The sequence below is a fragment of the Pseudonocardia sp. MH-G8 genome (genome assembly GCF_002262885.1).
GTDB lineage: Bacteria > Actinomycetota > Actinomycetes > Mycobacteriales > Pseudonocardiaceae > Pseudonocardia.
The window spans coordinates 181,803-205,676 of record NZ_NKYF01000006.1 but is presented as its reverse complement, the minus strand read 5'-3'; the positions used below and the strand labels follow the sequence as shown (position 1 = coordinate 205,676).

The 23,874-nt window shown below is 73.0% G+C and carries 26 protein-coding genes; 19 read left to right on the top strand and 7 right to left on the bottom strand.

Annotated features, from left to right (window positions below; translation table 11 throughout):
• The first annotated feature begins 1 nt into the window (after position 1).
• Positions 2-577 carry a TetR/AcrR family transcriptional regulator gene (locus CFP66_RS17105; protein ID WP_094925196.1) on the top strand — a complete coding sequence of 192 codons (576 nt, stop codon included), beginning with the start codon at positions 2-4 and terminating at the stop codon, positions 575-577.
• Here the strand turns inward: CFP66_RS17105 and CFP66_RS17100 are convergent.
• Positions 563-1,309: an arginase family protein gene (locus CFP66_RS17100; RefSeq protein ID WP_094925194.1), complete on the bottom strand. Its 747-nt coding sequence runs from the start codon at positions 1,307-1,309 to the stop codon at positions 563-565. The two genes, CFP66_RS17105 and CFP66_RS17100, sit on opposite strands and share 15 nt — an antisense overlap.
• Before the next feature lie 41 nt (positions 1,310-1,350).
• Here CFP66_RS17100 and CFP66_RS17095 point away from each other — a divergent pair, with 41 nt between their 5' ends.
• The 3 genes from CFP66_RS17095 (at position 1,351) to CFP66_RS17085 (ending at position 6,240) form a co-directional block, all read left to right on the top strand.
• The gene (locus CFP66_RS17095; protein WP_094925192.1) at positions 1,351-1,854 is read left to right on the top strand and encodes a hemerythrin domain-containing protein; all 504 of its coding nucleotides are present in this window, start codon (positions 1,351-1,353) and stop codon (positions 1,852-1,854) included.
• A 75-nt stretch (positions 1,855-1,929) separates the two neighbouring features.
• Positions 1,930-2,736, top strand: a complete 807-nt coding sequence (locus CFP66_RS17090) for an SDR family NAD(P)-dependent oxidoreductase (protein WP_094925556.1) — start codon at positions 1,930-1,932, stop codon at positions 2,734-2,736.
• Between the two features lie 2,268 nt (positions 2,737-5,004).
• Positions 5,005-6,240, top strand: coding sequence for an MFS transporter (locus tag CFP66_RS17085; protein ID WP_198961502.1), 1,236 nt, complete (start codon positions 5,005-5,007; stop codon positions 6,238-6,240).
• Between the two features lie 23 nt (positions 6,241-6,263).
• Here the strand turns inward: CFP66_RS17085 and CFP66_RS49950 are convergent, their stop codons facing one another.
• Positions 6,264-6,398: a hypothetical protein gene (locus tag CFP66_RS49950; RefSeq protein ID WP_255413873.1), complete on the bottom strand. Its 135-nt coding sequence runs from the start codon at positions 6,396-6,398 to the stop codon at positions 6,264-6,266.
• A gap of 112 nt (positions 6,399-6,510) precedes the next feature.
• Positions 6,511-7,803: a CoA transferase gene (locus CFP66_RS17080; protein ID WP_094925188.1), complete on the bottom strand. Its 1,293-nt coding sequence runs from the start codon at positions 7,801-7,803 to the stop codon at positions 6,511-6,513.
• Positions 7,804-7,838: 35 nt separating this feature from the next.
• Between CFP66_RS17080 and CFP66_RS17075 the strand changes: the two genes are divergently transcribed.
• From CFP66_RS17075 to CFP66_RS50305, 3 genes are all read left to right on the top strand, one after another.
• A complete protein-coding gene (locus CFP66_RS17075; RefSeq protein WP_369805096.1) occupies positions 7,839-8,027 on the top strand; it encodes a DUF3046 domain-containing protein in 189 nt (62 codons plus the stop codon).
• Positions 8,028-8,255: 228 nt separating this feature from the next.
• The gene (gene recA / locus CFP66_RS17070) at positions 8,256-9,296 is read left to right on the top strand and encodes a recombinase RecA (protein WP_094925184.1); all 1,041 of its coding nucleotides are present in this window, start codon (positions 8,256-8,258) and stop codon (positions 9,294-9,296) included.
• 2 nt (positions 9,297-9,298) lie between these two features.
• Positions 9,299-10,564, top strand: a complete 1,266-nt coding sequence (locus CFP66_RS50305; protein WP_094925182.1) for a RecX family transcriptional regulator — start codon at positions 9,299-9,301, stop codon at positions 10,562-10,564.
• A gap of 27 nt (positions 10,565-10,591) precedes the next feature.
• Here the strand turns inward: CFP66_RS50305 and CFP66_RS17060 are convergent, their stop codons facing one another.
• The 3 genes from CFP66_RS17060 to CFP66_RS17050 form a co-directional block, all read right to left on the bottom strand.
• Positions 10,592-11,332: a DsbA family protein gene (locus CFP66_RS17060; RefSeq protein WP_198961501.1), complete on the bottom strand. Its 741-nt coding sequence runs from the start codon at positions 11,330-11,332 to the stop codon at positions 10,592-10,594.
• A 67-nt stretch (positions 11,333-11,399) separates the two neighbouring features.
• Complete coding sequence (locus CFP66_RS17055) at positions 11,400-12,209, bottom strand: NAD(P)H-binding protein (RefSeq protein ID WP_094925180.1); 810 nt, start codon at positions 12,207-12,209, stop codon at positions 11,400-11,402.
• A gap of 68 nt (positions 12,210-12,277) precedes the next feature.
• Positions 12,278-13,222, bottom strand: a complete 945-nt coding sequence (locus tag CFP66_RS17050) for a LysR family transcriptional regulator (RefSeq protein WP_094925552.1) — start codon at positions 13,220-13,222, stop codon at positions 12,278-12,280.
• A 78-nt stretch (positions 13,223-13,300) separates the two neighbouring features.
• Between CFP66_RS17050 and CFP66_RS17045 the strand changes: the two genes are divergently transcribed.
• From CFP66_RS17045 to CFP66_RS17020, 6 genes are all read left to right on the top strand, one after another.
• Positions 13,301-14,005 (top strand): succinate dehydrogenase cytochrome b subunit, encoded by a 705-nt coding sequence (locus CFP66_RS17045; protein ID WP_094925178.1) that lies wholly within the window; start codon positions 13,301-13,303, stop codon positions 14,003-14,005.
• 1 nt (position 14,006) lies between these two features.
• Positions 14,007-15,944: a fumarate reductase/succinate dehydrogenase flavoprotein subunit gene (locus CFP66_RS17040; RefSeq protein WP_094925176.1), complete on the top strand. Its 1,938-nt coding sequence runs from the start codon at positions 14,007-14,009 to the stop codon at positions 15,942-15,944.
• Positions 15,945-15,957: 13 nt separating this feature from the next.
• Entirely contained in the window at positions 15,958-16,713 is a 756-nt protein-coding gene (locus CFP66_RS17035; RefSeq protein ID WP_094925174.1) for a succinate dehydrogenase/fumarate reductase iron-sulfur subunit, read from the top strand.
• A gap of 239 nt (positions 16,714-16,952) precedes the next feature.
• Positions 16,953-17,753: a hypothetical protein gene (locus tag CFP66_RS17030; protein ID WP_094925172.1), complete on the top strand. Its 801-nt coding sequence runs from the start codon at positions 16,953-16,955 to the stop codon at positions 17,751-17,753.
• Positions 17,754-17,758: 5 nt separating this feature from the next.
• The gene (locus CFP66_RS17025) at positions 17,759-19,675 is read left to right on the top strand and encodes a fumarate reductase/succinate dehydrogenase flavoprotein subunit (protein WP_094925550.1); all 1,917 of its coding nucleotides are present in this window, start codon (positions 17,759-17,761) and stop codon (positions 19,673-19,675) included.
• A complete protein-coding gene (locus tag CFP66_RS17020; protein ID WP_094925170.1) occupies positions 19,672-20,430 on the top strand; it encodes a succinate dehydrogenase/fumarate reductase iron-sulfur subunit in 759 nt (252 codons plus the stop codon). The genes CFP66_RS17025 and CFP66_RS17020 overlap by 4 nt, the downstream gene beginning before the upstream one ends.
• Positions 20,431-20,504: 74 nt before the next feature.
• Here the strand turns inward: CFP66_RS17020 and CFP66_RS17015 are convergent, their stop codons facing one another.
• The gene (locus CFP66_RS17015) at positions 20,505-20,780 is read right to left on the bottom strand and encodes a hypothetical protein (protein WP_094925168.1); all 276 of its coding nucleotides are present in this window, start codon (positions 20,778-20,780) and stop codon (positions 20,505-20,507) included.
• Positions 20,781-20,945: 165 nt separating this feature from the next.
• Here CFP66_RS17015 and CFP66_RS47920 point away from each other — a divergent pair, with 165 nt between their 5' ends.
• The 6 genes from CFP66_RS47920 to CFP66_RS16990 are packed head-to-tail and all read left to right on the top strand — an operon-like array spanning position 20,946 to position 23,874.
• Complete coding sequence (locus CFP66_RS47920) at positions 20,946-21,698, top strand: hypothetical protein (protein ID WP_094925166.1); 753 nt, start codon at positions 20,946-20,948, stop codon at positions 21,696-21,698.
• Entirely contained in the window at positions 21,686-22,210 is a 525-nt protein-coding gene (locus tag CFP66_RS17005; protein ID WP_143517280.1) for a hypothetical protein, read from the top strand. The genes CFP66_RS47920 and CFP66_RS17005 overlap by 13 nt, the downstream gene beginning before the upstream one ends.
• Positions 22,207-22,791, top strand: coding sequence for a hypothetical protein (locus tag CFP66_RS17000; protein WP_094925162.1), 585 nt, complete (start codon positions 22,207-22,209; stop codon positions 22,789-22,791). Before CFP66_RS17005 ends, CFP66_RS17000 begins: the two co-directional genes overlap by 4 nt.
• Positions 22,784-22,960 carry a hypothetical protein gene (locus tag CFP66_RS47915; protein ID WP_158228120.1) on the top strand — a complete coding sequence of 59 codons (177 nt, stop codon included), beginning with the start codon at positions 22,784-22,786 and terminating at the stop codon, positions 22,958-22,960. Before CFP66_RS17000 ends, CFP66_RS47915 begins: the two co-directional genes overlap by 8 nt.
• A gap of 54 nt (positions 22,961-23,014) precedes the next feature.
• Positions 23,015-23,527, top strand: a complete 513-nt coding sequence (locus tag CFP66_RS16995) for a hypothetical protein (RefSeq protein ID WP_143517279.1) — start codon at positions 23,015-23,017, stop codon at positions 23,525-23,527.
• Positions 23,524-23,874, top strand: a complete 351-nt coding sequence (locus CFP66_RS16990; protein WP_094925158.1) for a hypothetical protein — start codon at positions 23,524-23,526, stop codon at positions 23,872-23,874. Before CFP66_RS16995 ends, CFP66_RS16990 begins: the two co-directional genes overlap by 4 nt.

The window sequence follows — 23,874 nt, the reverse complement described above, 5'->3', positions numbered from 1 at the left end:
TATGGACACCGACTTCGACGTCGAGCAGCCGCTGACGCCCGCGGGCGAGCGGCTCGTCACCGCCGCGGCGGAGCTGTTCTACCGGCGCGGGATCCGCGCGGTGGGGGTCGACCTGATCGCCGACTCCGCGGGCACCACCAAGAAGACCCTCTACGACCGGTTCGGCAGCAAGGACGCGCTGGTCGCGCTCTACCTGCGCCGCAGGGCGCGGCGCTGGCAGGTGTTCGTGGGCGAGTACCTCGAGCGCACGCCGCCCGGGCGGGGCCGGGTGCTGGCGGTGTTCGACGCGCTCGAGGAGCGGCTCGCCGATCAGGACCGCGGGTGCGCGTTCGTCAACGCCCACGCCGAGATCGGGGGGACCGACCACCCGGGCGTCACCGTCGTCCGCGCCGAGAAGGCGGCGATGCGGGCGCTGTTCACCGCGCAGGTGCAGGCGTTGGGCCTCCCGGATGCGGAACGCCTCGGTGGGCAGCTGCACGTGCTGTACGAGGGCGCCAACGTCGCGGTCACCGCGGGCGGGCAGGCCGACGCGATCGAGCACGCCCGCGCCGCCGCCGCCCGGCTACTGGAGGGCTGACAGCTCCTGGACGAGCCCGGCCAGCCGTCGGCCGGCACCGTCGCCGGCGCGATAGGTGCACGCGAGCCCGACCGCGGCCACGCCACCGGCGGCGACGACGGTCCGGACGGCGTCCGCCACCGCGGACAGCGGCGGGCCACCCGGGGCCGGGAACAGCAGCCCCGGGAGGTCTGCCGGGTCGATGACGTCGACGTCGACGTGCAGGTAGACCGGCCCGTCCGGCAGCGCCGACGCCAACTCGGCGACCGGCACGTGCCGGATCTGCGAGCCCGCCAGGAACGCCACCTCGGGCGGGTCCAGGTCCCGGGCGTCGACCAGCACCACGTCGTGCTCCGCGACCGGCCGCAGCCCCAGCCGCCCGGGGAGCGTGCGGTCGGAGCCGCCCACCAGCTGGCGCACCGGGAACCCGCCCAGGTACCCCGAGGCGGACGTGTCCGGCGCCTGCACGTCACCGTGGGCGTCGAACCACACGATCCGGGGATCGCGCCCGGCCCGCTGCAGGCCGGCGACCACGCCGAGCGCGGTCGTGCAGTCGCCGGAGGCCACGACCGGCACGCGGCCCGCTCCGACCTCCGCCGCGACCGCGGCGGCGACCTGCTCGTAGAGGACCGCCATCCGCTCCCACGGCGTGCCCGGCGGCAGCGCCGGCGCGATCGTGCGTTCCGCGGGCAGGGGGAGGTCCAGCTCGGGGAGGGGCTCGTCGAGGTGGAACGGGACGGCGATCACGGTCACGTGCACAGTTTGCTGCCCCGCCGCCCGGGCTACCACCGGGAATGCCCGACGTGATCCGGTTGATCCTCGACGACCACGAGTGGTTCCGCAGCCGCTTCGCCCGGCTCGCCGAACTGCGTGCCGACCCGCAGGCCGCCAACGAGGTGTGGCTCGGCCTCGCCGCGCGCCTGGAGACGCACGCGTCCGCGGAGGAGGAGCACTTCTACCCCGCGCTGCTGCAGCAGGTGGAGGGCAGCGAGGACGAGACGCGCGACGCCATCGGCGACCACGACGAGATCCGCCAGGGCATCCGGCGCGCGGCGGCCGCCGAGGTCGGCAGCGACGAGTGGTGGGCGGGGATCCAGGACGCGCGCGAGGCGAACGACGAGCACCTGGACGAGGAGGAGCACGACGACCTCCCCGACTTCCTGCGGGCCGCGTCGCTGGAGCTGCGGCAGGAGCTCGGTGCCCGGTTCGCCGGCTTCGAGGACGAGCACCGCGGTGCCCGGGGACTCTCCGGCGCAGACAAGGACCCGGACGAGTACGTGTCCGAACACGGCGGCTGAGCGGGAATCGGACGCCGACATGCGGTGTCCGATCTCCGCCGGACCGGGGGCGCGCCGGCCGCGAGGCTCTTCGGTGTGGAACTGAATCTCGCTGACAAGGTCGCCGTCGTCACCGGCGGTAGCAAGGGCATCGGCCTCGCGACGGCGCGCACCCTGCGTGCGGAAGGCGCCCGCGTGGTCGTGGCGTCGCGCAAGAGCAGCGCCGAGCTCGACGCGCTCGCCGGGCCCGGCCTCGTGCACCTGCCCGTCGACCTGACCGACCCCGACGCACCCGCCGCGGTCGTCACGCACGCCGTGGACGTCTTCGGCGGGCTGGACATCCTGGTCAACAACGCCGGCGGGCCGCCGCCCGGCGTGTCCCTGCCCCGCTTCTCCTTCCTCCCGCTCACCGACGCGGACTGGCGGGAGATGTTCGAGTTCAACCTGTTCGCCGTCGTCCGGGCGGTGCGGGCGGCGATCCCGGCGATGCTGGAACGCGGCGGCGGCGCGATCGTGAACGTCTCGACGGTGAACGCCCGCCAGCCCGGCCCGATGAACGTCGACTACGCGTCCGCGAAGGCGGCCCTGAACAACCTGACGAAGGCCCTGTCGGAGGAGTTCGCGCCCCAGGGGGTGCGGGTGAACACGGTGTCCCCGGGTCCCGTCCGCACCGCGTGGTGGACTGAGGAGGGCGGCGCGGCCGACATCCTCGCGGCCGCGGTCGGCGCGGACCGCGACGCGGTCATGGACCAGATCGCTCCCGAGATGATGGCGCTGCGCACCGGGCGCCTCGTCGACCCGCAGGAGGTCGCCGACGTGATCGTGCTGCTCGCCTCCGCACGCTCGGCGAGCACGACGGGCGCCGACGTCGTCGTGGACGGGGGGTTCCTCAAGGCCGTCTGACGCGGTAGCCACCGCCCACGTCCCTCACTTCTCCGCGCGAGCGGCGTGTCGACGGGGTGCGCAGCCGGAACGGGTGCGTGAGCACACCTCGACCGGGCGCCGCGGCCGGCTCCTCTCCCGGAGGGTGCTGCCGCTCGGGACGGATTGCGTGGGCGCGCCCACGCCTTCTCCTCCCGTCCCACGCCCCCGTCGACGGGGTGGGCGGCGCAAATCCGGGGGCGTGGCGGAACACGGACGGGGTGAGGCTGCCGTCGCTCTTCCCCGCGGCCCTGCCTCGTAGGCCTGGTTGCGGTGGGCGCGCCGTCCCCGGCTCGAGACCTCCTGCCCACCCCGCACCGGGGTCTCACTCGCAGTGGGGCCGGCGCCGACCGCGCCGAAGGTGGCCGGGTTGGGCACGAGCCACGAATATCGTGGTCGTTCGGGCGGCCGTTCCCGACCTGGCCCAGGCCAGTTGTGGACGAGCCCGTCGCGGCCGGGTGCCCACTCGAATGGCGGTGGTGCCGTTCCCGAACCCCTCCGACAACGGCCTTGATCAGCGGATCGGGGACATGAGCCGCACCGGGAGCGTGTTGCCGAATGGGGCCCGCGGCCGCGCGATGGCGATCGCTGCGAGAAGTACCTGACGTCGCCGCGACAGCACCCACGCACTGCTCGGACCGATCACCCGGTCCTGATCACCCCGAGAAGTACCTGACGTCGCCGCGACAGCACCCACGCACTGCTCGGACCGATCACCCGGTCCTGATCACCCCGAGAAGTACCTGACGTCGCCGCGACAGCACCCACGCACTGCTCGCACCGATCACCAGGCCCTGATCACCTCGACACGTACGCGACCGTCGTCACACCCGCTTCCAGGTGCTGATCAGATCGATCACCGCGGACCGCGTCCCGAGCGGCAGTGTCGATCATGGGCGGATGGTCGTGGCCGAAGATCGACCGACCGCCATCTGCTCGTGATCGACGCAGCGCCCGCGCTGCGGGCCTGACCCATCCGGCGACAAGCTCCCCCTGCAGCCCATGTCTCGATCCCGCCGATCATGAGAGGTGGACGCGTCGCGAACCGGCCCGATGATCATCGTGAGGGGGTGGATCGGGACCACCGCAAGGTGCGCGAGCACCCAGCAGGGGCGGGCTCGTCCCGGACAGGCCTGGGCCCGCGCCGGGGACGGCCGCCCACCCGGCCCCGATATTCGGCAGTTCTGCCAACCCGGCCACCCCGCCGACGGGAGGAGCAGGGGGAACCCGGCCGACTACGCCGAAGACCAGGGCCGGGGTGTGAGGCAGTGGTCGCGAGCCGGGAACGGCGCGCCCGCAGGAGATTCCACGACGATGTAGACGTGAGAGGGGTTGGATCTTCCCCCAACCCCTCTCACGTCTACGTGGTCGTGCAACGGGCGCGGGACGCGGAACCTGGACGGCCACGTCCGCCACGAGCGAGACCTCAGCGGGGTTTGATCTCCAGCAGACCCCTCTCACGTCTCATTGATCATGCACGGGGCGCGTCCCGGGACGCGAGGTGGCCGTGATCAGCGAAAATGGTGCGAGGTCGACAGATCGAGCGTTGCCGAGCTGGGCCCGTGGATGCCGGATGGTGATCGCTGCGAGAAGCACCTGACGTCGTCGCGACAGCACCCGCGCACTGCTCGGGCCGATCACCTGGCCCTGGCTGCTCGGCCCGACATGTACGCCGCCGTCGCCGCGGCAGCACCCGCGCACTGCTCGGACCGATCACCCGGCGCTGATCGCTCCGACAAGTACGCCACTGTCGCCGCACCCGCACCCAGGTACTGCTCGGACCGATCACCCGGCCCTGATCACCCCGACGAGTACGCCGCCGTCGTCGTCGCGACAGCACCCAGGTACTGATCGGAGCGATCACCTGGCCGTGATCGCTCCGACGAGTACGCCACTGTCGCAGCGCCCGCCCTCAGGTACTGATCGGACCGACCACCGCGCGCCGCGTCCCGACCAGCAGCGTCGACCCTGGGCGGACGGTCGTGAGCGGCGATCGACCGGCCACCATGTGTCGTGATCGACGCAGCGTCCGCGGTGCGGGCCGTGACCGATTCGGCCAACAGGCTCGATCTGCGGCTCGGACGAAACTCCCGGCGATCAGGGCGGCGGGCCGGCGTGCGAGAAGTACAGGAGCGCGGTCGCGAGGGCACCGGTGTACGGCTCACAACGATCATCCGGCGCCCTGCACGTGCTACCCGCTGCCGGGAACCGGGTGGTGCGGGGGGCGCCGGGGCACCAGGATCGGTGGCCGTGCCCGTCGAGACCGCCGTACAGCGCCGCATCCTGATCGTGCTCGCCGCCACCCAAGTGCTCGGCGGGGTCGGTGTGTCCGCGGCGATCGCGGTCAGCTCGCTGGTGGCGTCGCGGCTGTCCGGGTCGGAGGTCGTGGGCGGGCTGGCGCAGACCGGCTCGGTGCTCGGCGCGGCCGCGGCGTCGTTCGTCGTGGCGCGTGTCGCGGCCAGGAAGGGGCGCCGCCCCGCCCTGAGCCTCGGGTACGGCACCGCAGCGGTGGGCGGCGCGGCCGCGGTGGTGGCCGTCTCCGTCGGGTCGGCGCCCGCCCTGCTCGTCGCGCTGGTGCTGGTCGGTGCGGCAACGGCGGCGGGCCTGGCCGCGCGCTTCGCGGCCACCGACCTCGCGGCCCCCGAGCGGCGGGCGCGCTCGCTCGCGATGGTCGTCTGGGCCACCACGGTCGGTGCGGTGGCGGGCCCGAACCTCGCGGGTCCGGTCCAAGGGGTGGCCGGAGGGCTCGGCCTGGAGCCCACCACCGGCCCGTACCTGCTGTGCGCGGTGGCGTTCGCCGTGGCGGCGGCCGGCACCTGGATCGGCCTGCGCCCGGATCCGCTGCTGCTCGCCCGGCACGCTGCGGGCGTCACGACGGCGGCTGCCGGGGGAGCGGAGGTCCGCGCCGCCCTGCGGAGCTCGCCCGCCGCGCTGCTGGGGCTGGGCGGGATCGTGGTGAGCCACCTGCTCATGGTCGGACTCATGTCGATGACGCCGGTGCACATGGACCACGGCGGCGCCACCCTCGCCGTGGTCGGCCTGGTGATCAGCCTGCACGTCGCGGGCATGTACGCGCTCAGCCCGCTGTTCGGCTGGCTCGCCGACCGCGCCGGGCGGTCCCGCGTGCTCGCGCTGGCCGGGGCGTTGCTGCTCGCCGCCGGCGTGGTGTGCGCGGTGGCGGGCCCGACCGACACCGGCCTGCTCACCACCGGCCTCGTGCTGCTGGGCCTCGGCTGGTCCGCGGGCCTCGTCGCGGGCTCGGCGCTGGTCTCGGAGTCGGTGCCGGCGCACGTGCGCACCGGCGCGCAGGGCCTGGCCGACGTCGCGATGAACGTCAGCGGCGCCGTCGGGGGAGTCGCCGCCGGGATCGTGGTCGCCGGCGCCTCGTACGCGGTGCTCGGCGTGGTGGCCGCGGTGGTCGTCCTGCCGTACCTGGCGGCCGCGGGAACCACCGCCCTGCGCCGCGCTCCCCGCCCGGCCACCTGAGCGAGGCGGGGCCGTCCGGCGCCTCAGCGCCTGCGGTTGTACCACCACCAGCGCAACAGCACCGCCAGCGACGCCAGCAGCCCGAACAGCACGACCAGCCGCCCCACCGGCGACGACAGCCCCGTGGGGTCCTGCGCGAGCGCGAGAACGGACATCACGGACACGACGCTACCGTCCCGGGCGCGATCGGGGACTCGTCGACGGATGGTCGTGATCGTCGGTTCGGTGCAGCCACGGCGACATGTCGCCGGGGATGCGCCCGTCCGGTGATCACGGGTCCCAGCGGGGCTGTGCCGTGCCGAAGGAAGGGGCCGGTGCGGGCCAACTCAGAGGTTCTCCGTCGACCGTGCCCGGCGGGGCGGCAAGGGTCAGGCGCCCGGCCGGCGACTCGAGCTCGACGAGGTGCGGCGCCGGGTCGGCGGGCAGGTCGGCGGGATCGGTGCGGGGTAGCGACTGCAGCCAGGCGGCCGTACCGGCCAGCGCGAGCCGGACGTGGTGGCTCCCGCCCGTGCGCCGTTGCGCGTACAGCGCGAAAAGGGCGCCGGCGGCGGCCACGTAGCCGGTGGCGTGGTCGAGCAGCTGCGCGGGCAGGGCGCCGGGCACGCCGCCGGCCGCCTCGGCGTGGGCGATCCCGCACGCCGCCTGCACGATGCTGTCGAAGCCCCGGCGCCGTGCCCACGGGCCCTCCTGCCCCCACGCCGACAGCGTGACGATCACCAGCCCGGGGTGGCGGCGGGCCAGCGCCCCGGGGGCCAGCCCGAACCGGTCGAGCGCGCCCGGGCGGTAGCCGGTGACGACGACGTCGGCGCCGGCGAGGAGCTCCTCGAGCAGCGGGCCGTGCGCCGCGAGGTCGAGCAGGGCGCTGCGCTTGCCCGGCAGCGTGTCGTAGGCCTGCAGGGGGATCTCGGGGCGGTCCGGCGGGTCGAGGCGCAGGACGTCGGCGCCGTGGGCCGCCAGCGTCCGCGTGGCGACGGGCCCGGCGATCACCCGCGTGAGGTCGAGCACGCGTGGACGTCGCGGCGCGCGCGGCGCGGCGGGGCCGAGCACGCGCCGCTCCACGAGCGGTGGCGGCGTCCCGGAGGCCGCCCGCCACTCCTGCTCGGTGCGCACCGCGGCGCCGATCCCGCCCGCGGCGTGCAGCGCGGTCTCCAGCTCGACGGCGCCGCGCCGCGCGATCGCCGCCGGGGCATCGGCCTCGGCGCAGCCGAGCACGCGCAGGGCGGCCGCCCGGTGCCACGGGTAGTTGGCGTGCAGCCGCAGCCAGCCGTCCGCGGTGGGGTGGAAGGCGGACAGCGGGTCGAACGGGCTCCCGACCGACCGCCCGTCCAGGCGCACGTACCGCTCGCTGCGCAGCGCCACGGCGAGCCCGGCGGTGTCGACGCCGACCGGCACACCGGTACCCGCGGTGGCGGCCAGCAGGCTCGCGCCCACCGCCGCGGCACCGACGGCGGTGACGGGGAACCGGGAGGGCAGGACGGCCGGGGGGCCGGTGACACGGATCCGGTCGAGCTCCTCGGCCGCACCGCCGAGCGCGACCCACACGGCGGGCAGCAGGTCGGGCACGCCTGCAGCCTGCCACTACCGTGGGACGGGTGCGAATGACCTACTTCCGGGAGCTGATGGAGGGCGAGTTCGGTGCCGCCCGCGCCGCTGCCGTGTCCCGCGACCACGTGTTCGCCGAGCTCGGCGACCGCACCGTGGAGGACGCCCTCGAGGCCGCGATCGAACCGCGTGAGGTGTGGAAGGCGGTCTGTAACGCCTACGACGTTCCGGCTGCGCGCCGCTGAGGAGCGAACACCCGGGCTGGGCGGAGCGTGCCGCTCGGCGCACGCAGGCCGCGCATCGTAGCCGTCTGGCGTGTCGCCGTGGTCGATCGAACACGTGTTCGCTACGCTTTCTCCACGTCGCGGTGCGGCTGTCCACAGATCGCCACCGCTCACGCAGACCGTCGGTGGCGCCCCCTACCGTCGGCGCCAGAACGACAACCGTCCGAGCACTGAGGTGGAGACCCGGCGATGAGCACACCCGACCGCGAGAAGGCGCTGCAGCTCGCGCTCGCCCAGATCGAGAAGAACCACGGCAAGGGGTCGGTGATGCGCCTCGGCGACGACACTCGTCCACCCATCGGGATCATCCCCACCGGGTCCATCGCGCTCGACGTCGCCCTCGGCGTCGGTGGCCTGCCCCGTGGTCGGGTCGTGGAGATCTACGGCCCGGAGTCAAGCGGTAAGACCACCGTCGCGCTGCACGCGGTGGCCAGTGCCCAGGCGGCGGGTGGCGTCGCCGCGTTCATCGACGCCGAGCACGCGCTCGACCCCGAGTACGCCAAGGCGCTCGGCGTCGACACCGACGAGCTGCTGGTCTCCCAGCCCGACACCGGGGAGCAGGCTCTCGAGATCGCCGACATGCTCATCCGCTCCGGCGCGCTGGACATCATCGTCATCGACTCGGTCGCGGCGCTCGTCCCCCGCGCGGAGATCGAGGGCGAGATGGGCGACAGCCACGTGGGCCTGCAGGCCCGGCTGATGAGCCAGGCCCTGCGCAAGATCACCGGCGCGCTGAGCACCTCCGGCACCACGATGATCTTCATCAACCAGCTGCGCGAGAAGATCGGGGTGATGTTCGGGTCCCCGGAGACCACCACGGGTGGCAAGGCGCTCAAGTTCTACGCCTCGGTGCGTCTCGACATCCGGCGCATCGAGACGCTCAAGGACGGCTCCGACATGGTCGGCAACCGCACCCGCGTCAAGGTCGTCAAGAACAAGGTGGCGCCGCCGTTCAAGCAGGCCGAGTTCGACATCCTCTACGGCGTCGGCATCAGCCGCGAAGGTTCGTTGGTCGACGTGGGCGTCGAGCAGGGCATCGTGCGCAAGTCCGGCGCCTGGTACACCTACGAGGGCGACCAGCTCGGGCAGGGCAAGGAGAACGCCCGCAAGTTCATGCGCGAGAACCCCGACGTCGCCAACGAGATCGAGAAGCGGATCAAGGAGAAGCTCGGGATCGGCGCTCAGGTCGACACCGGGGCCGAGTCGCTGCCCGCTCCCGTCGACTTCTGAGCATGGCCGAGGGCCGGCGCGAGCACCCGGCTGATCAGGTCGAGGCGAGCGTTGCCCGCCTCGACGGGATCGCCGGCGGGGTAGCGGAGCCCGCGGGCGCGCCGGTCGCACGGTTCGATGCGCTGAGCGCGCCCGGCTCGGGCTCGACCACCGGCTCGACCACCGGCTCGGCTGCCGAACCGGCGTCGTCGGACGGGTCCGGGGCTGCGGCTCCGGCTGGTTCCCGCGAGGGGGCGGAGGCGCCAGATCCGGGCGTCGCGGCCGATCTGGGGCGCATCGGCGCGGTCGAGCAGGCCGCCGCGCCGGTGGCCTCCTTCGACGCTGCCCCACCGACGCCCGTCCACGAGCCGGTGGCGCTCTTCGATACCGGCGGGCTCGGGGCCGATCGAGCGGACGTCGGCGTGGCCGAGCTCGGTCCCGGTGCCCTCCGCCGCGGCGGTGCCGCACGTGGTGAACGCGGCGGCCCGCGCCGGACGGGCGGGGGAGCCGGCACGCGCGGCTCGCGGCGAGCGCAGCGCCGCGCCGCGGCAGCCGATTCCCAGCGCGCAGCCGAGCCCCGCAGCGCTGCTGATCCGCGCAGCGCCGCTGATCCGCACACTGCTTCTGATCCGCACGTTGCCGACCAGCGCGAGGCGGTGCCGGGCCCCGACGCAGGGGATCGCCGCGACGGGAGCCGGGGCGGCGGCCGGTCCGGCGGGCGGGGCGGCGCGAGCCGTTGGCCGGGAGGCCGGGCGGAGCTCGATCCGGATGCCGATCCGGTTGCCACTGCCCGGGAGATCTGCCTCCGGTTGCTCACCGACCGTGCCCGCACGCGCCAGGAGCTCGCGCAGGCGCTGCACCGCAAGGGCGTGCCGGACGACGCCGCACACTCGGTGCTCGACCGCTTCGACGAGGTCGGCCTGATCGACGACGCCGCGTTCGCGGGGCAGTGGGTGCGTTCCCGGCACAACCACCGTGGGTTGGCCCGGCGGGCCATCGCGATGGAGCTGCGGCGCAAGGGCGTGAGCGAGGAGGACGCGGGCGAGGCGCTCGCCGAGGTCGACGAGGATTCCGAGGCGCAGCGCGCCCGCGAACTCGTCGATCGGAAGCTGCGCTCGCTCGCGGTCGGCACCACCGAGCAGCGCGCCGTGGCCAGCCGACGGCTGGTCGGCATGCTCGCCCGCAAGGGCTACGGGGCGGGCACCGCCTACCGGGTGGTGAAGGAGGCGCTCGCGGAGCGCGGCGCCGAATCCGACGAGCTCGGCGACGTCGAACCACCCGAGGACTGATGCGGTACGGGGCCGACCGCGGGGGTGCTACCGCTTCTGTCGCCTGCTCCCGCCGTGCCAGTCCTCCTGCGTCCCGACCTGGTCCTCACCGACGCCGAAGGCGCGCAGCTGCACCTGCTCGCGCAGGCTGCGCTTCATCTCCGAGAAGCCGGGGAAGCGGGCGAGCGCGATCACGTGGTCCCACAGCTCGAGCGCCTGCTCGTCGTCGGGCAGGCGGCTGATCACCGGACCGAAGAAGGCGACACCCTCGGGCGGTTCGAAGTGCAGGATCGGCGTGCCGACGTCCTTGCCGGTCAGGGCGAGGGCCTCGTCGGTCTCGGCCTGGACGACCGCGTCCCACGCCGGGTCGTCCAGCGCGTCGGCGAGTGCGAGCGGCAACCCCAGCCCGGTGAGTACGGGTTCGACGAACCCCCGCGTGCCGCGCTGCTCGCGGACGCCCGTCTCGTCGCGGTCGCGGTCGCGGTCGCGCTCGCTGTCGAAGATGCGCGCCCCGAGCGCGGCGTAGAGCCCCTCGATGGCCTCCCTGCCGTGCTCCTCGCGGGTGCGGGCCGCCATCCGCAGCAACCGCAGGCCCGCGGTGTGGCCGGCCTCGTACTCGGGCGGGAAGTGCGCGTCGTAGTCGATGTGGGAGTTCAGCAGGCGCAGCGAGATGAACCGCCAGTCCACGCGGTAGTCGCGGCGGGCCTGCACCGTCCGCACCCATTTGCTCGTCATCCAGGCGAAGGGACAGACGGGGTCGAAGTAGAAGTGGATGTCGGTATCGGCCACGGTGCCGACCGTAGTCCTGCGGTCGGCACCCGGCACGTCGCTGTCCGAGCGCCCCACCGGCCCGAGGTCAGGGGAGGAACCTCGCGGCGTTGGCCTGGGCCCACTGCGCGAACGTGGTGGCGGGCGCGCCGGTGACCCGCTCCACGGTGGGCTGCACCTCGGCGGGCCACTCCACCGATCCCGCCAAGATCGTGTCGACGTACCACGCGGCTTCGTCGCCCATGGTCGGCTCCAGCGCCGCCACCGCCTCGTCCCGGGTGACCGTCTCGAACCGCACCGGCTTGCCGCGGGCCGCGCCGATCCGGTCGGCGAGATCGACCCGCGAGAGGATCTCGGGGCCGGTCAGCGGCAGCGCCTGGCCGTCGTGCCCGACGGTCGTCAGCACGGTGGCGGCGACCCGCGCGATGTCGTCCATCGCGATCGGGGTGCTGCGGCCCTGCGGGTACGGCTCCCGCACCGCGTCGGCCTCGATGATCTGCGGCGCCCAGCTCAGCGTGTTCTCCATGAAGTCCCCGGGGGACAGGTGCGTCCACGCCATGCCGCTGGCCTCCACCGACTTGGCGACCCCGCCCCACCAGCTCTCGTGCTCGCCGGAGAGGTCGACGATCCGCTGCACCCCGGCCTCGCGGGCCAGGCCGAGGACCTCCTCGACGGTGTCCGGGGTCGGCGCGAGGTACATCGCCTCGACCCCGTCGAAGGCCGCGGGCAGGGTCGTGGGCTTGCGCAGGTAGCCCACGGCGACCTCCACGCCCTCGGGCAGCGCGGCCTTGGCGGGATTCGTGGTGAGCGCCCGGACGGCGCCCGCCCCGCGAGCCAGCAGGTGGTCGACGACCATCCGGCCGATGTTCCCCGTCGCGCCCGTCACCAGGATCGTCACGCTTCCCCCTTGTCCGTACGGTGTACGCAGAACTCTGACAGTACGCCGTACGGAGTCGTGCGTCCCGGTCACTCCTCGGCGGGCCGCAGCACCTGGACGTCACCCGCGAAGCCGTCGCCCGCCGAGAGCACGGCGAGGAACGACAGCAGCGTCCTGCGGAACGCCTGCATCGCGTGCGTCGGGACGAGGTCGGCGCGCCGCGCCAGTGCGACGGTGCGGAACACCGGGGGAGTCAGCACCGTGCGCCGCAGCCGGGGACGCCCGGCGAACACGAGGTCCGGCACCACCGCGACGCCGGTGCCGGCTTCGACCATCCGCAGCACGGCGTCCATCTCGCCGCCCTCCACGGCGAAGTGTGGCGTCACCCCGGAGTCGGCGAACGCCTGCAATGCCTTCTCGCGCACGTCGTAGCCCTTCCGCGGCATGACCAGTGCCCGGCGCGCCAGCTCGCGCACGCTCATCGATCCCCGGGAGGACGGTGCCCGCTCCGACGCCGGAGAGGCCACCGACAGGCGCTCGCGCAGCACGGGCGTGGTGTGCAGGGCGGCGTCGGCGCCCGACGGGGGCACGATCACCAGTGCCACGTCGAGCTCACCGCGGGCCAGGGCGCGCACCAGCGGCTGGGAGCCGTCCTCGGCGAGCTCCAGGCGGATGTCGGGGTACTGCTCGTGGAACACCCGCAGCACGTCGGCCAGCACGCCGATGCACAGCGACGGGGTGGCGCCCACCCGGATCCGGCCGCTGCGCAGTCCGACGATCTCGGCGACGGCCGTGCGTGCGCTGTCGGCGTCGGAGAGAATCCGGCGGGCGAGCGGCAGGAGCGCCGCACCCGCCGGCGTGAGGATCGGGCCCGCGCGGCCGCCGCGGTCGACGAGGGCGGCGCCCAGCTCGGTCTCCAGCGCCTTGAGCTGTCGTGACAGCGTGGGCTGCGCCACGCCCAGGGACTCGGCCGCCCGAGTGAAGCTGCGCACGTCGGCCACGGCCAGGAAGTACGCGAGCTGCGTGAACGTCACGTCCATAGCGTACGTACATCGCTACTGCGTCTTCGATGCATTGGACGCTAGGTGGGCCCGCTAACGAGGCTGGTCCGCATGGTGACCCTGCGACAGCGCCCGGCGGCGCGCACACCGGTGCGGCGGACGTCGGTGCAGCTCAAGTACGTCATGGCGGTCACGGGCGCGGTGATGCTGCTCTACCTCGTGGCGCACATGGTCGGGAACCTCAAGATCTTCTTCGGCATGGCGGCGATCGACACCTACGCGCACTGGCTGCGGGAGGTCGGCGAGCCCGCGCTGCCGCACGGCACCGTGCTCTGGATCGTCCGGGTCGTGCTGCTCGTCTCGGTGGTGGCGCACATCGTCTCGGCGACGATCCTGGCCCGCCGCGCGCGCCGCGCCCGCCCCGTGCGCTACGCCCACCGCCAGCCGGTGCAGGGCAGCTACGCCGCGCGCACCATGCGCTGGGGCGGCGTGATCATCGCGCTGTTCGTGGTCTACCACCTGCTCGACCTCACGACCGGCCACCTGAACCCGCACGGCGTGCACGGCGAGGTGCACGCGAACGTCGTGGCCGACTTCGCGCCGGAGCGCTGGTTCGTCACGCTCGCCTACACGCTCGCCGTGGTCGCCGTCGGTTTCCACATCCGGCACGGCATGTGGAGCGCGCTGCAGTCCTTCGGCCGCTCCAACGCCGCCACCGAGCGCGCGCTCAAGGGCGTCGCGCTCGGCGTCGCGGTCGTGCTGGTGGTCGGCTTCCTCTCCGTCCCGTTCGCCGTGCTCACCGGATTGGTGGCGTGACATGAGCACCTACGCAGACTTCACGATCGGTGACCCGGTGGTGGACACCGCCGCCCCGGACGGCCCGATCGAGACCCGCTGGGAGCGGCGCCGGTTCGGCGTCAAGCTGGTGAACCCGGCCAACAAGCGCAAGATGAAGGTCATCGTCGTCGGCACCGGCCTGGCCGGTGGGTCCGCGGCGGCCACGCTGGCGGAGCTGGGCTACCAGGTCAGCTCGTTCTGCTACCAGGACAGCCCGCGGCGCGCGCACTCGATCGCCGCGCAGGGCGGGATCAACGCCGCCAAGAACTACCGCGGCGACGGCGACAGCATCCACCGGCTGTTCTACGACACGGTCAAGGGCGGCGACTTCCGCTCCCGCGAGTCGAACGTGCACCGCCTGGCCGAGATCAGCGTGCAGATCATCGACCAGTGCGTGGCGCAGGGCGTGCCGTTCGCCCGCGAGTACGGCGGGCTGCTCGACACCCGCTCCTTCGGCGGCGCGCAGGTCTCGCGCACCTTCTACGCGCGGGGCCAGACCGGCCAGCAGCTGCTGCTGGGCGCCTACCAGGCGCTCGAGCGCCAGATCGACGCCGGCGGCGTGACCATGTACCCGCGCCACGAGATGCTCGAACTGATCGTGGTGGACGGGCGCGCCCGCGGCATCGTCGCGCGCGACCTGGTGACGGGGGAGACCCGCACCCACCTGGCCGACGCCGTGGTGCTCGCCTCCGGCGGTTACGGCAACGTCTTCTACCTCTCGACGAACGCCAAGGGCTGCAACGTCACCGCGAGCTGGCGCGCGCACCGCAAGGGCGCGCTGTTCGCCAACCCCTGCTACACCCAGATCCACCCGACGTGCATCCCGGTGAGCGGCGACCACCAGTCCAAGCTCACGCTGATGAGCGAGTCGCTGCGCAACGACGGCCGCGTCTGGGTGCCGCAGAAGGCGGGCGACACCCGGGCACCCGGCGACATCCCGGAGGCCGAGCGCGACTACTTCCTGGAGCGCCAGTACCCGGCGTTCGGCAACCTGGTGCCCCGCGACATCGCGAGCCGGGCCGCCAAGAACGTCTGCGACGCCGGCCGCGGCGTCGGCCCGACCGGCTTGGGCGTCTACCTCGACTTCGCCGACGCGATCGGGCGCCTGGGCCGCTCGGCGGTGGCCGCGAAGTACGGGAACCTGTTCCAGATGTACCAGCGCATCACCGGTGAGGACCCCTACGCCGTGCCGATGCGGATCTTCCCGGCCGTGCACTACACGATGGGCGGGCTGTGGGTCGACTACGACCTGCAGAGCAGCATCCCGGGCCTGTTCGTGGTCGGCGAGGCGAACTTCTCCGACCACGGCGCCAACCGCCTCGGCGCGTCGGCGCTCATGCAGGGCCTGGCCGACGGCTACTTCGTGCTGCCCAACACGATCGGCGACTACCTCGCCCGCGGCGTCGAGCCCGTCGCGGCCGACGCGCCCGAGGTGCGGGAGGCCGAGCAGGCGGTGGCCGACCGCGTCACGACCCTGCTCACGATCGACGGCGACCGCACCGTCGACTCCTTCCACCGGGAGCTGGGCCACATCATGTGGGACCACTGCGGGATGGAGCGCACCGAGGAGGGCCTGCGCAAGGCGCTGGACCGGATCCCGGAGCTGCGGCGCGAGTTCTGGCAGTCGGTCAAGGTGCCGGGATCGGCGGCCACGCTGAACCAGTCGCTGGAGAAGGCCGGGCGCGTGGCCGACTTCCTCGAGCTCGGCGAGCTCATGTGCCTCGACGCCCTGCACCGCGAGGAGAGCTGCGGCGGGCACTTCCGCGCCGAGAGCCAGACCGACGACGGCGAGGCGGCGCGCGACGACGAGCGCTTCTCCTACGCCGCGGCCTGGGAGTACACCGGCGCGGCCCCGGTCCTGCACAAGGAGGACCTGACCTTCGACTACGTCACCCCCAGCCAGCGTTCATACAAGTGACCTGGAGCCACAAGTGAAGCTGAACCTCAGGATCTGGCGGCAGGACAACCCGGAGGACAAGGGCCGCCTGGTCGCCTACCGCGTCGACGACGCCGACGAGGACATGTCGTTCCTCGAGCTCATGGACGTGCTCAACGAGAAGCTCATCCTCGACGGCGACGAGCCGGTGGCGTTCGACCACGACTGCCGCGAGGGCATCTGCGGGGCCTGCAGCATGGTCATCAACGGCGAGCCGCACGGCCCGCAGAAGGCCACCACGACCTGCCAGCTGCACCTGCGGCACTTCCGCGACGGCGAGACCATCACGGTGGAGCCGTTCCGCGCCGCGGCGTTCCCCGTGGTCAAGGACCTGGTCGTGGACCGGACCTCCTTCGACCGGATCGTCGCGTCGGGTGGCTACATCTCCGCACCCACCGGCGCGGCTCCCGAGGCCCACGCGGCCCCGGTGCCGAAGTCGAACGCCGACCGCGCCTTCACCGCCGCTGCCTGCATCGGCTGCGGCGCCTGTGTGGCGGCCTGCCCGAACGGCAGCGCGTCGCTGTTCGTCGGCGCCAAGATCACCCACCTCGGCGAGCTGCCGCAGGGGCAGCCGGAGCGCTCCGACCGCGTGGTGCGCATGGTCGAGACGCACGACGCCGAGGGCTTCGGCGGCTGCACCAACACCGGCGAGTGCGCGGTGGCGTGCCCGAAGGAGATCCCGCTCGACGTGATCTCGCAGCTCAACCGCGACTACCTCAGCGCCACGACGGGGAGCCGCCGCTCGGCCTGACGTCCCCGGCGAGGAGCCGGACCGGCAGCGACCACGCTCCGCAGGACAGGAGCGTGGGCGTTGCCATGTCCGGCGACGGAAGGGGCTGCGTGAATCGCGTCACGATGGGGAACAGAGTGTGACGGTCGCCGAGGCCGCGCGGCCACGGGCGTCGTAGGCTCCCGCGAGATCCAGACGTCCCGACGCCGCGGCCTGGGAGCGGTCGGCGTCGGCACCGCAGAAGACGAGGGACCCCTGACGTGTCATCCACCACAGACGCGTCCGCAGGCCGGGCGCAGATCTCGGAACGGACGCTCCGCACGGACCGGTGGTGGCTGCCACCTCTGGCCAACTTCACCGGCCTCACGCTCTGGGTCGCCTACGCGACCGTGCGGGCCTTCATGCAGGACTGGTACTACGTCGAGCAGTACAACTACCTGACACCGTTCTACTCACCGTGCGTGTCGACCGGCTGCATCGAGGAGGCCGCCCACTTCGGTCGCTTCCTGCCCGACGTGTGGTGGCTGCCCTACGCGGCGCTGACGCTGCCGTTCCTGCTGCTGTTCCGGCTCACCTGCTACTACTACCGCAAGGCCTACTACCGGGCGTTCTGGCTGTCCCCGCCGGCCTGCGCGGTGGCCGAGCCGCACAAGCGCTACACCGGTGAGACGCGGTTCCCGCTGCTCGGGCAGAACCTGCACCGCTACTTCTTCTACGCCGCCGCGATCATCTCGCTGATCAACACCTACGACGCGATCTACGCGTTCCGCACCGCGGAAGGTGGGTTCGGCCTCGGTCTGGGCAACCTGATCCTGCTGATCAACGTGATCCTGCTGTGGGCGTACACGATCTCCTGCCACTCCTGCCGCAGCATCATCGGCGGCCGGCTCAACCACTTCTCGAAGCACCCGGTGCGCTACAAGCTGTGGCTCCAGGTCTCGAAGCTCAACACCAAGCACATGCAGCTCGCCTGGACGACACTGGCGACGCTGGCCATCACGGACTTCTACATCATGGCCGTCTCGGCCGGGTGGATCTCCGACCTGCGGATCGTGGGGTGATCGACATGTCGGAAGAGATCGAGCGGCACGAGTACGACGTCGTCGTGATCGGTGCCGGCGGCGCCGGGCTGCGCGCCGCCATCGAGGCCAGGGCGCAGGGCAAGCGCACCGCCATCATCTCCAAGTCGCTGTTCGGCAAGGCGCACACGGTGATGGCCGAGGGCGGCTGCGCCGCGTCGATGGGGAACGTCAACCCCAACGACAACTGGATGGTCCACTACCGCGACACCATGCGCGGCGGGAAGTTCCTCAACAACTGGCGGATGGCCGAGCTCCACGCCAAGGAGGCACCGGACCGCGTCTGGGAGCTGGAGACCTACGGTGCGCTGTTCGACCGCACCAAGGACGGCAAGATCAGCCAGCGGAACTTCGGCGGGCACACCTACCCGCGCCTGGCGCACGTCGGTGACCGCACCGGGCTGGAGATGATCCGCACGCTGCAGCAGAAGGTGGTGTCGCTGCAGCAGGAGGACTACCGGGAGACCGGCGACTACGAGTCCAACATCCGGGTCTTCCACGAGACCACGATCACCGAGATCTTCAAGGACGATGGGAAGATCGCCGGCTGCTTCGGCTACTACCGCGCCACCGGTGGCCTGATCCGCTTCGACGCGCCTGCGATCGTGCTGGCCACGGGCGGGGTCGGGAAGAGCTACCAGGTCACGTCCAACTCCTGGGAGTACACCGGCGACGGCCACGCGCTCGCACTGCGCGCGGGCGCCACGTTGATCAACATGGAGTTCCTGCAGTTCCACCCGACGGGCATGGTCTGGCCGCCGTCGGTGAAGGGGATCCTGGTCACGGAGTCGGTGCGCGGCGACGGCGGCGTGCTGCGCAACTCCGAGGGCAAGCGGTTCATGTTCGAGTACGTCCCGGACGTGTTCAAGGACCAGTACGCCACCACCGAGGAGGAGGGCGACCGCTGGTACACCGACGCCGACAACAACCGGCGTCCCCCGGAGCTGCTGCCCCGTGACGAGGTCGCGCGCGCGATCAACTCGGAGGTCAAGGCCGGCCGGGGCAGCCCGCACGGCGGCGTTTTCCTCGACATCGCCTCCCGGCTCTCGCCCGAGGAGATCCAGAAGCGCCTGCCGTCGATGTACCACCAGTTCAAGGAGCTGGCCGACGTCGACATCACGAAGGAGCCGATGGAGGTCGGCCCCACCTGCCACTACGTGATGGGCGGGGTGGAGGTCGAGCCGGACTCGGCGATGTCGAAGGTGCCCGGGCTGTTCGCCGCGGGTGAGGTCGCCGGCGGCATGCACGGCTCCAACCGGCTCGGCGGCAACTCGCTGTCGGACCTGCTGGTGTTCGGCCGCCGGGCCGGTGCGGGTGCTGCCGCGTACGTCGACGGGCTCGCGGGCGTGCGGCCCGCGGTGCGCATCGACGACGTCACGGCGGCGCAGGAACGCGCGCTGCTGCCGTTCGCGAACGCCGCCGAGGGCGGCGAGAACCCGTTCGTCGTGCAGCTGGAGCTCCAGAAGACGATGAACGACCTGGTCGGCATCATCCGCAAGGCCGACGAGATGGAGCAGGCGCTCAAGGCGGTGCAGGACATCGCGGCCCGGGCGAAGACGGTCGCGGTCGAGGGTGGCCGCGCGTTCAACCCCGGCTGGCACCTCGCGCTGGACCTGCGCAACATGCTGCTGGTCTCGCTGTGCGTCGCGAAGGCGGCGCAGGAGCGGCAGGAGAGCCGCGGCGGGCACACCCGCGACGACTACCCGGTGATGGACGCCGACTGGCGGCACCTACTGCTGGTGCTGTCGGCCGAGGGTGAGGACGACGTGAGGCTGGTGCGGCAGGAGCAGGTGCCGATGCGGCCCGAGCTGCTGGACCTGTTCGAGATGGACGAGCTGAAGAAGTACTACACCGGCGAGGAGCTGGGCGGGCACCGCGCCGGCGCGGCAGGGGAGACGGCATGAGTTACGACGCGCACTTCCGCGTGTGGCGGGGCGACGACGAGAAGGGCGAGCTCGTCGACTACCCGGTGGAGGTCAACGAGGGCGAGGTCGTCCTCGACATCATCCACCGGCTGCAGCAGACGCAGGCCCAGGACCTCGCCGTGCGCTGGAACTGCAAGGCCGGCAAGTGCGGCTCGTGCAGCGTGGAGATCAACGGCAGGCCGCGGCTGGCGTGCATGACCCGGATGTCCACCTTCACCGAGGAGGAGGTCATCACGGTCACGCCGCTGCGCACGTTCCCGGTGATCCGCGACCTCGTCACCGACGTGTCGTTCAACTACACGAAGGCCCGCGAGATCCCGAGCTTCGCCCCGCCGCCCGACCTGGCGCCGGGGGAGTACCGGATGCAGCAGGTCGACGTCGAGCGGAGCCAGGAGTTCCGCAAGTGCATCGAGTGCTACCTGTGCCAGAACACCTGCCACGTGGTGCGCGACCACGAGGAGAACAAGGAGAACTTCGCCGGGCCGCGCTACCTGATGCGCGTGGCGGAGCTCGACATGCACCCCCTCGACGCGGCCGACCGGCGTGCCGACGACGCCCAGGACGAGCACGGCCTGGGCTACTGCAACATCACCAAGTGCTGCACCGAGGTCTGCCCCGAGCACATCAAGATCACTGACAACGCGCTGATCCCGCTCAAGGAGCGCGTGGTCGACCGCAAGTACGACCCGCTGGTCTGGCTCGGCAGCAAGATCTTCAAGCGCTCCGAGGCGTAGCCGGCATTGCAGCAGAGCCACTCTCACGCAACCACGAGGCGTGAGAGTGGCTCTGCTGCAACGGTGCCGGGGGGTCAGCCGAGCGAGCGGCGGATCTCGTCCAGCTTCGCCTTGGCCGCCGCCGCGCGGTCGGCCTCCTGCTGCTCCACATCGCGGCCCGCGGCCGTGCCTTCGGCCAGCTCGGCGGCCCCGATCGAGGTGGCGTAGCGGCCCTCGATCTTGTCGCGCACGTAGTCCAGGCTCGGCACGCCGTGCTCGTCGTAGTCGGGCGCGGGTGTGGCGGGGGGCGGCGGGTCCGGCACGATCTCGGCGTCGATCGGCTCCGGAGGGGGCGGGGCGGGGTCCGTCATCGTGCGACTCCTCTCGGCGGGGCACCGGTCCCCGGTCACGCTACGCCGTCGACCGCCCCTCCGGATGATCACGCGGAGCACTCGAACGGTCGCATCACGTTACGATCCACGGCTCGTTGTCCTCCCGGGGACGCTGCCGGTGTCCCCGGTCCGGAGGGGGACGAGATGACGGCTGCGGCGGTGACGGCGGGCCCGGCGATCATTCGGCGGACCGCGCCGTCGGGAGCGGCGGTGGAGCTCACCCTCCCCGCGGAGCTCGGCGAGCTGCGCTGGTACGCGAGCACGCGCTTCACCGGGCCGGGCATGGCCCGGCAGTTCTTCGTGGCACCGCGCGGGGAGCACCGGGCGATCCCGCGGCACCTGATGCCCGGTGCCCGGGAACGCCGCCTGCCGATGCGGGGCGCCGACGCGGTGGTGTTCGAGGCCGCCGACCGTTCCGACGCCGCCCTCGTCGTCGTCGGGCCGCACCACGAGGCCACCACCTGGTTCGGTGGACCGGCCCCGGACCCGGCGGGGCTGGCGGGGCTGCTCGCCGCCGTCCGATTCGCCGATGCCCCGGTCGGCGCCGCGCTGACACCCGCGTCGGACCTGCTCGTTCGACAGGCAGGCGTGACGCTCATCGGGCGCAGCCCGCGGTCCACCGTGCTGGTGCGCGGCGCGAGCGACGCCCTGCCGGGCCTGCCGGCCTGGGCGGGGGCGCCGATTCCCGGCGGCGAGTTGTGGCGCGTCGATCGCGTGCTCGCACCGCAGGTCGCCGCTACGGTCGCCGGCACGGCGCACGAGTGGCGCTACCTGCTGGCGAGCGAGACCGCCGTCGTGGACGTCGTCCTGCACGGGCCCGAGTCCCGGCAGCCGGCGGTGGCGGAGCCCGCCGCGGTGGCCGCGCTGTCGGCCGTCGTCGCCCGATGGGGGGTCTGACAGTGTCCGTGCCGCTCGCCGTGGCCCTGCTGGCGCTGCTCGTCGCGCTGTTCGCGCTGGCCGCGCTCGTCGCCGTGTACGCGCGGGTGCGCGCCCTCGAGGCCGGTCGCGCGGAGGGGATCGTCGGCTACGACGCCACCGTCGGCCGTCCGGCGCCCGCGATCGTCGCGCCCGGCCCGGGGCAGCGGGGCACCGTGCTCGCCGTGCTCGACGGCGACTGCGCGCTCTGCCACCTCGTGTGGGATGCCCTCGTGGCCGCCGCGCACGACCCGGGCCTGCGGGTCGTCGCGCTGGTCGACGCGCCGGACCGGTTCACCGCGCCCCCCGGCACGCGGGCAGAGGTGCTGGCGGACCCGGCCGCGAGGGCGGAGCTCTTCGAGGGCTACGCGCCCACGCTGCTCGGCGTCGACGCCGGCGGGGTCGTCGTGCAGCGGCACTTCGTCTACGCCGACACGGACCTCCCCGGCCTGCTCGCCGCGACCGCGCTCGGCCGGGAGGTGAGCGCGGCGTGATCGACCTGCACGACATCCCGACGGCGTCCGCGCCTCCGGCAGCGCCGCGCCCCAGCCCGGTGGTCGCGCGGATCCGGGCGATCCGGCCGTCGCGGCGCACGGTGCTGCGCGGGCTGGTGGTGAGCGCGACCGCGGCAGCACTCGTGCCGTTCGACTGGCTGCTCGACCGGCACGAGGCGAACGCCCGGCCCGGACGGGATCGAGCCACGTCCGAGTACCGCAGCTGCGCGCCGGCGAACTACGACGTGGAGGCCAACAACTGGCCGAACGACGGGCCCGCGGTCTGCTACGGCGGCTGGCGGCGCGGCGCGTTCCCCTGCGAGGACGGCTTCCACCGCGAGGGCTGGTACGAGCGCGGCACGGAGGAGGTGGAGTCCACCCGCCTCGCCACCAACTGCGAGGGCCGCAACGCCTGGCGCTGGAAGGGCTACCGCTGCTCGGACGCGGTCACCGACGTCACGTTCGAGGACGGCGACTACTACACCGGCGTGACGATCGCCGCGTGCGCGCTGCCGGAACAGGGATCGGCGACGGTGCCGCTGCTCGACGGGGAACGCCCGACGGGATCGGCGGATGGCTGAGCGCGTGCCCGGCGGGACGGCGTTGCTGCTGCACCCCGTCGCCGCGGTGGTCGCGCTGCTCGCTGCCGCGTCGGGAGCGGCCGTGGTGCCTGCCGGTCCGGTGCGCGTGGCGCTGCTCGTCGCGGTGGCCGGGGCGGCCGCGGGCTTCGCCAACTCCGGCAGCACTTGAAGCCACAACTCGGCGTTCCTGCTGAGCGCGTCGGTCTGGCGCGACGAGCCCGTGGTGCGGTACTTCGGCACCGGCCTGCTGCTGGGTGCGTCGGTGGTGGCGTTCACGGCCGGCGTCCTCGGGGCGCTCCCGCAGGCGCTCGTGCCGGCGCCGGTGCGCCTGCTGCTGCTCGGCGCGGTCGCGGTGGCGGTGGTGCTGCGCGAGTGCGGGCTTGTGCGGTTTCCCGTCCCGCAGAACGCCCGGCTCGTGCCGGAGGACGTCCAGCTGCTGCGGCGCTACGGTGCCCTGCAGTTCGGGTTCGAGATGGGCACGGGGATGCGCACCTACTCGCCGTCGGCGCTGCCGCACCTGGTGCTGGTGGCCGTGGTGCTCGCGGTGCCGTTCCCGGCCGCGTTCGCCGCGGCGGCGGGCTTCGCCGCGGGCCGGCTCGCGATGCCGCTGCTGTCCAACGCCTGGAGCGACGACGGGTCGTGGACGCTGCGGTGGCAGCGCGCGGAGCGGGTGGCCCGGCCGCTGCTGGCGTGGGCCTGCGCAGGTGCGCTGGCCGCTGCCATCATGAACCTGTGATCACTGCCGTCGTGGTCGTGTACGACGTGGCGTGCCCCGTCTGCTCGCGCGTCGCCCGGGAGCTGCCGGACATGGTGCGGGTGCCGGTCACGGTCCGTTCCTGCCGGGATCCGCAGCTCGCCGGGCTGCGCCCGGCGCCGTCGGCAGCCGTGCGCGCGTGCGCGACCCCCGCGCTCGGGACCGTCGGTCGGGACGGTTCGGTGCGCTGGTGGCCGGGCCTCTCCGGGGCGATCGGCGTGCTGCCGGTGGTGCGGCCCCGCGAGCTGGGCGCCGCGATCGCCCTGCTCGGGTCGGCACTGCGGGTCCGTCGCCGAACGCCGTGGAGCCGCGATCACCACCCGGACTAA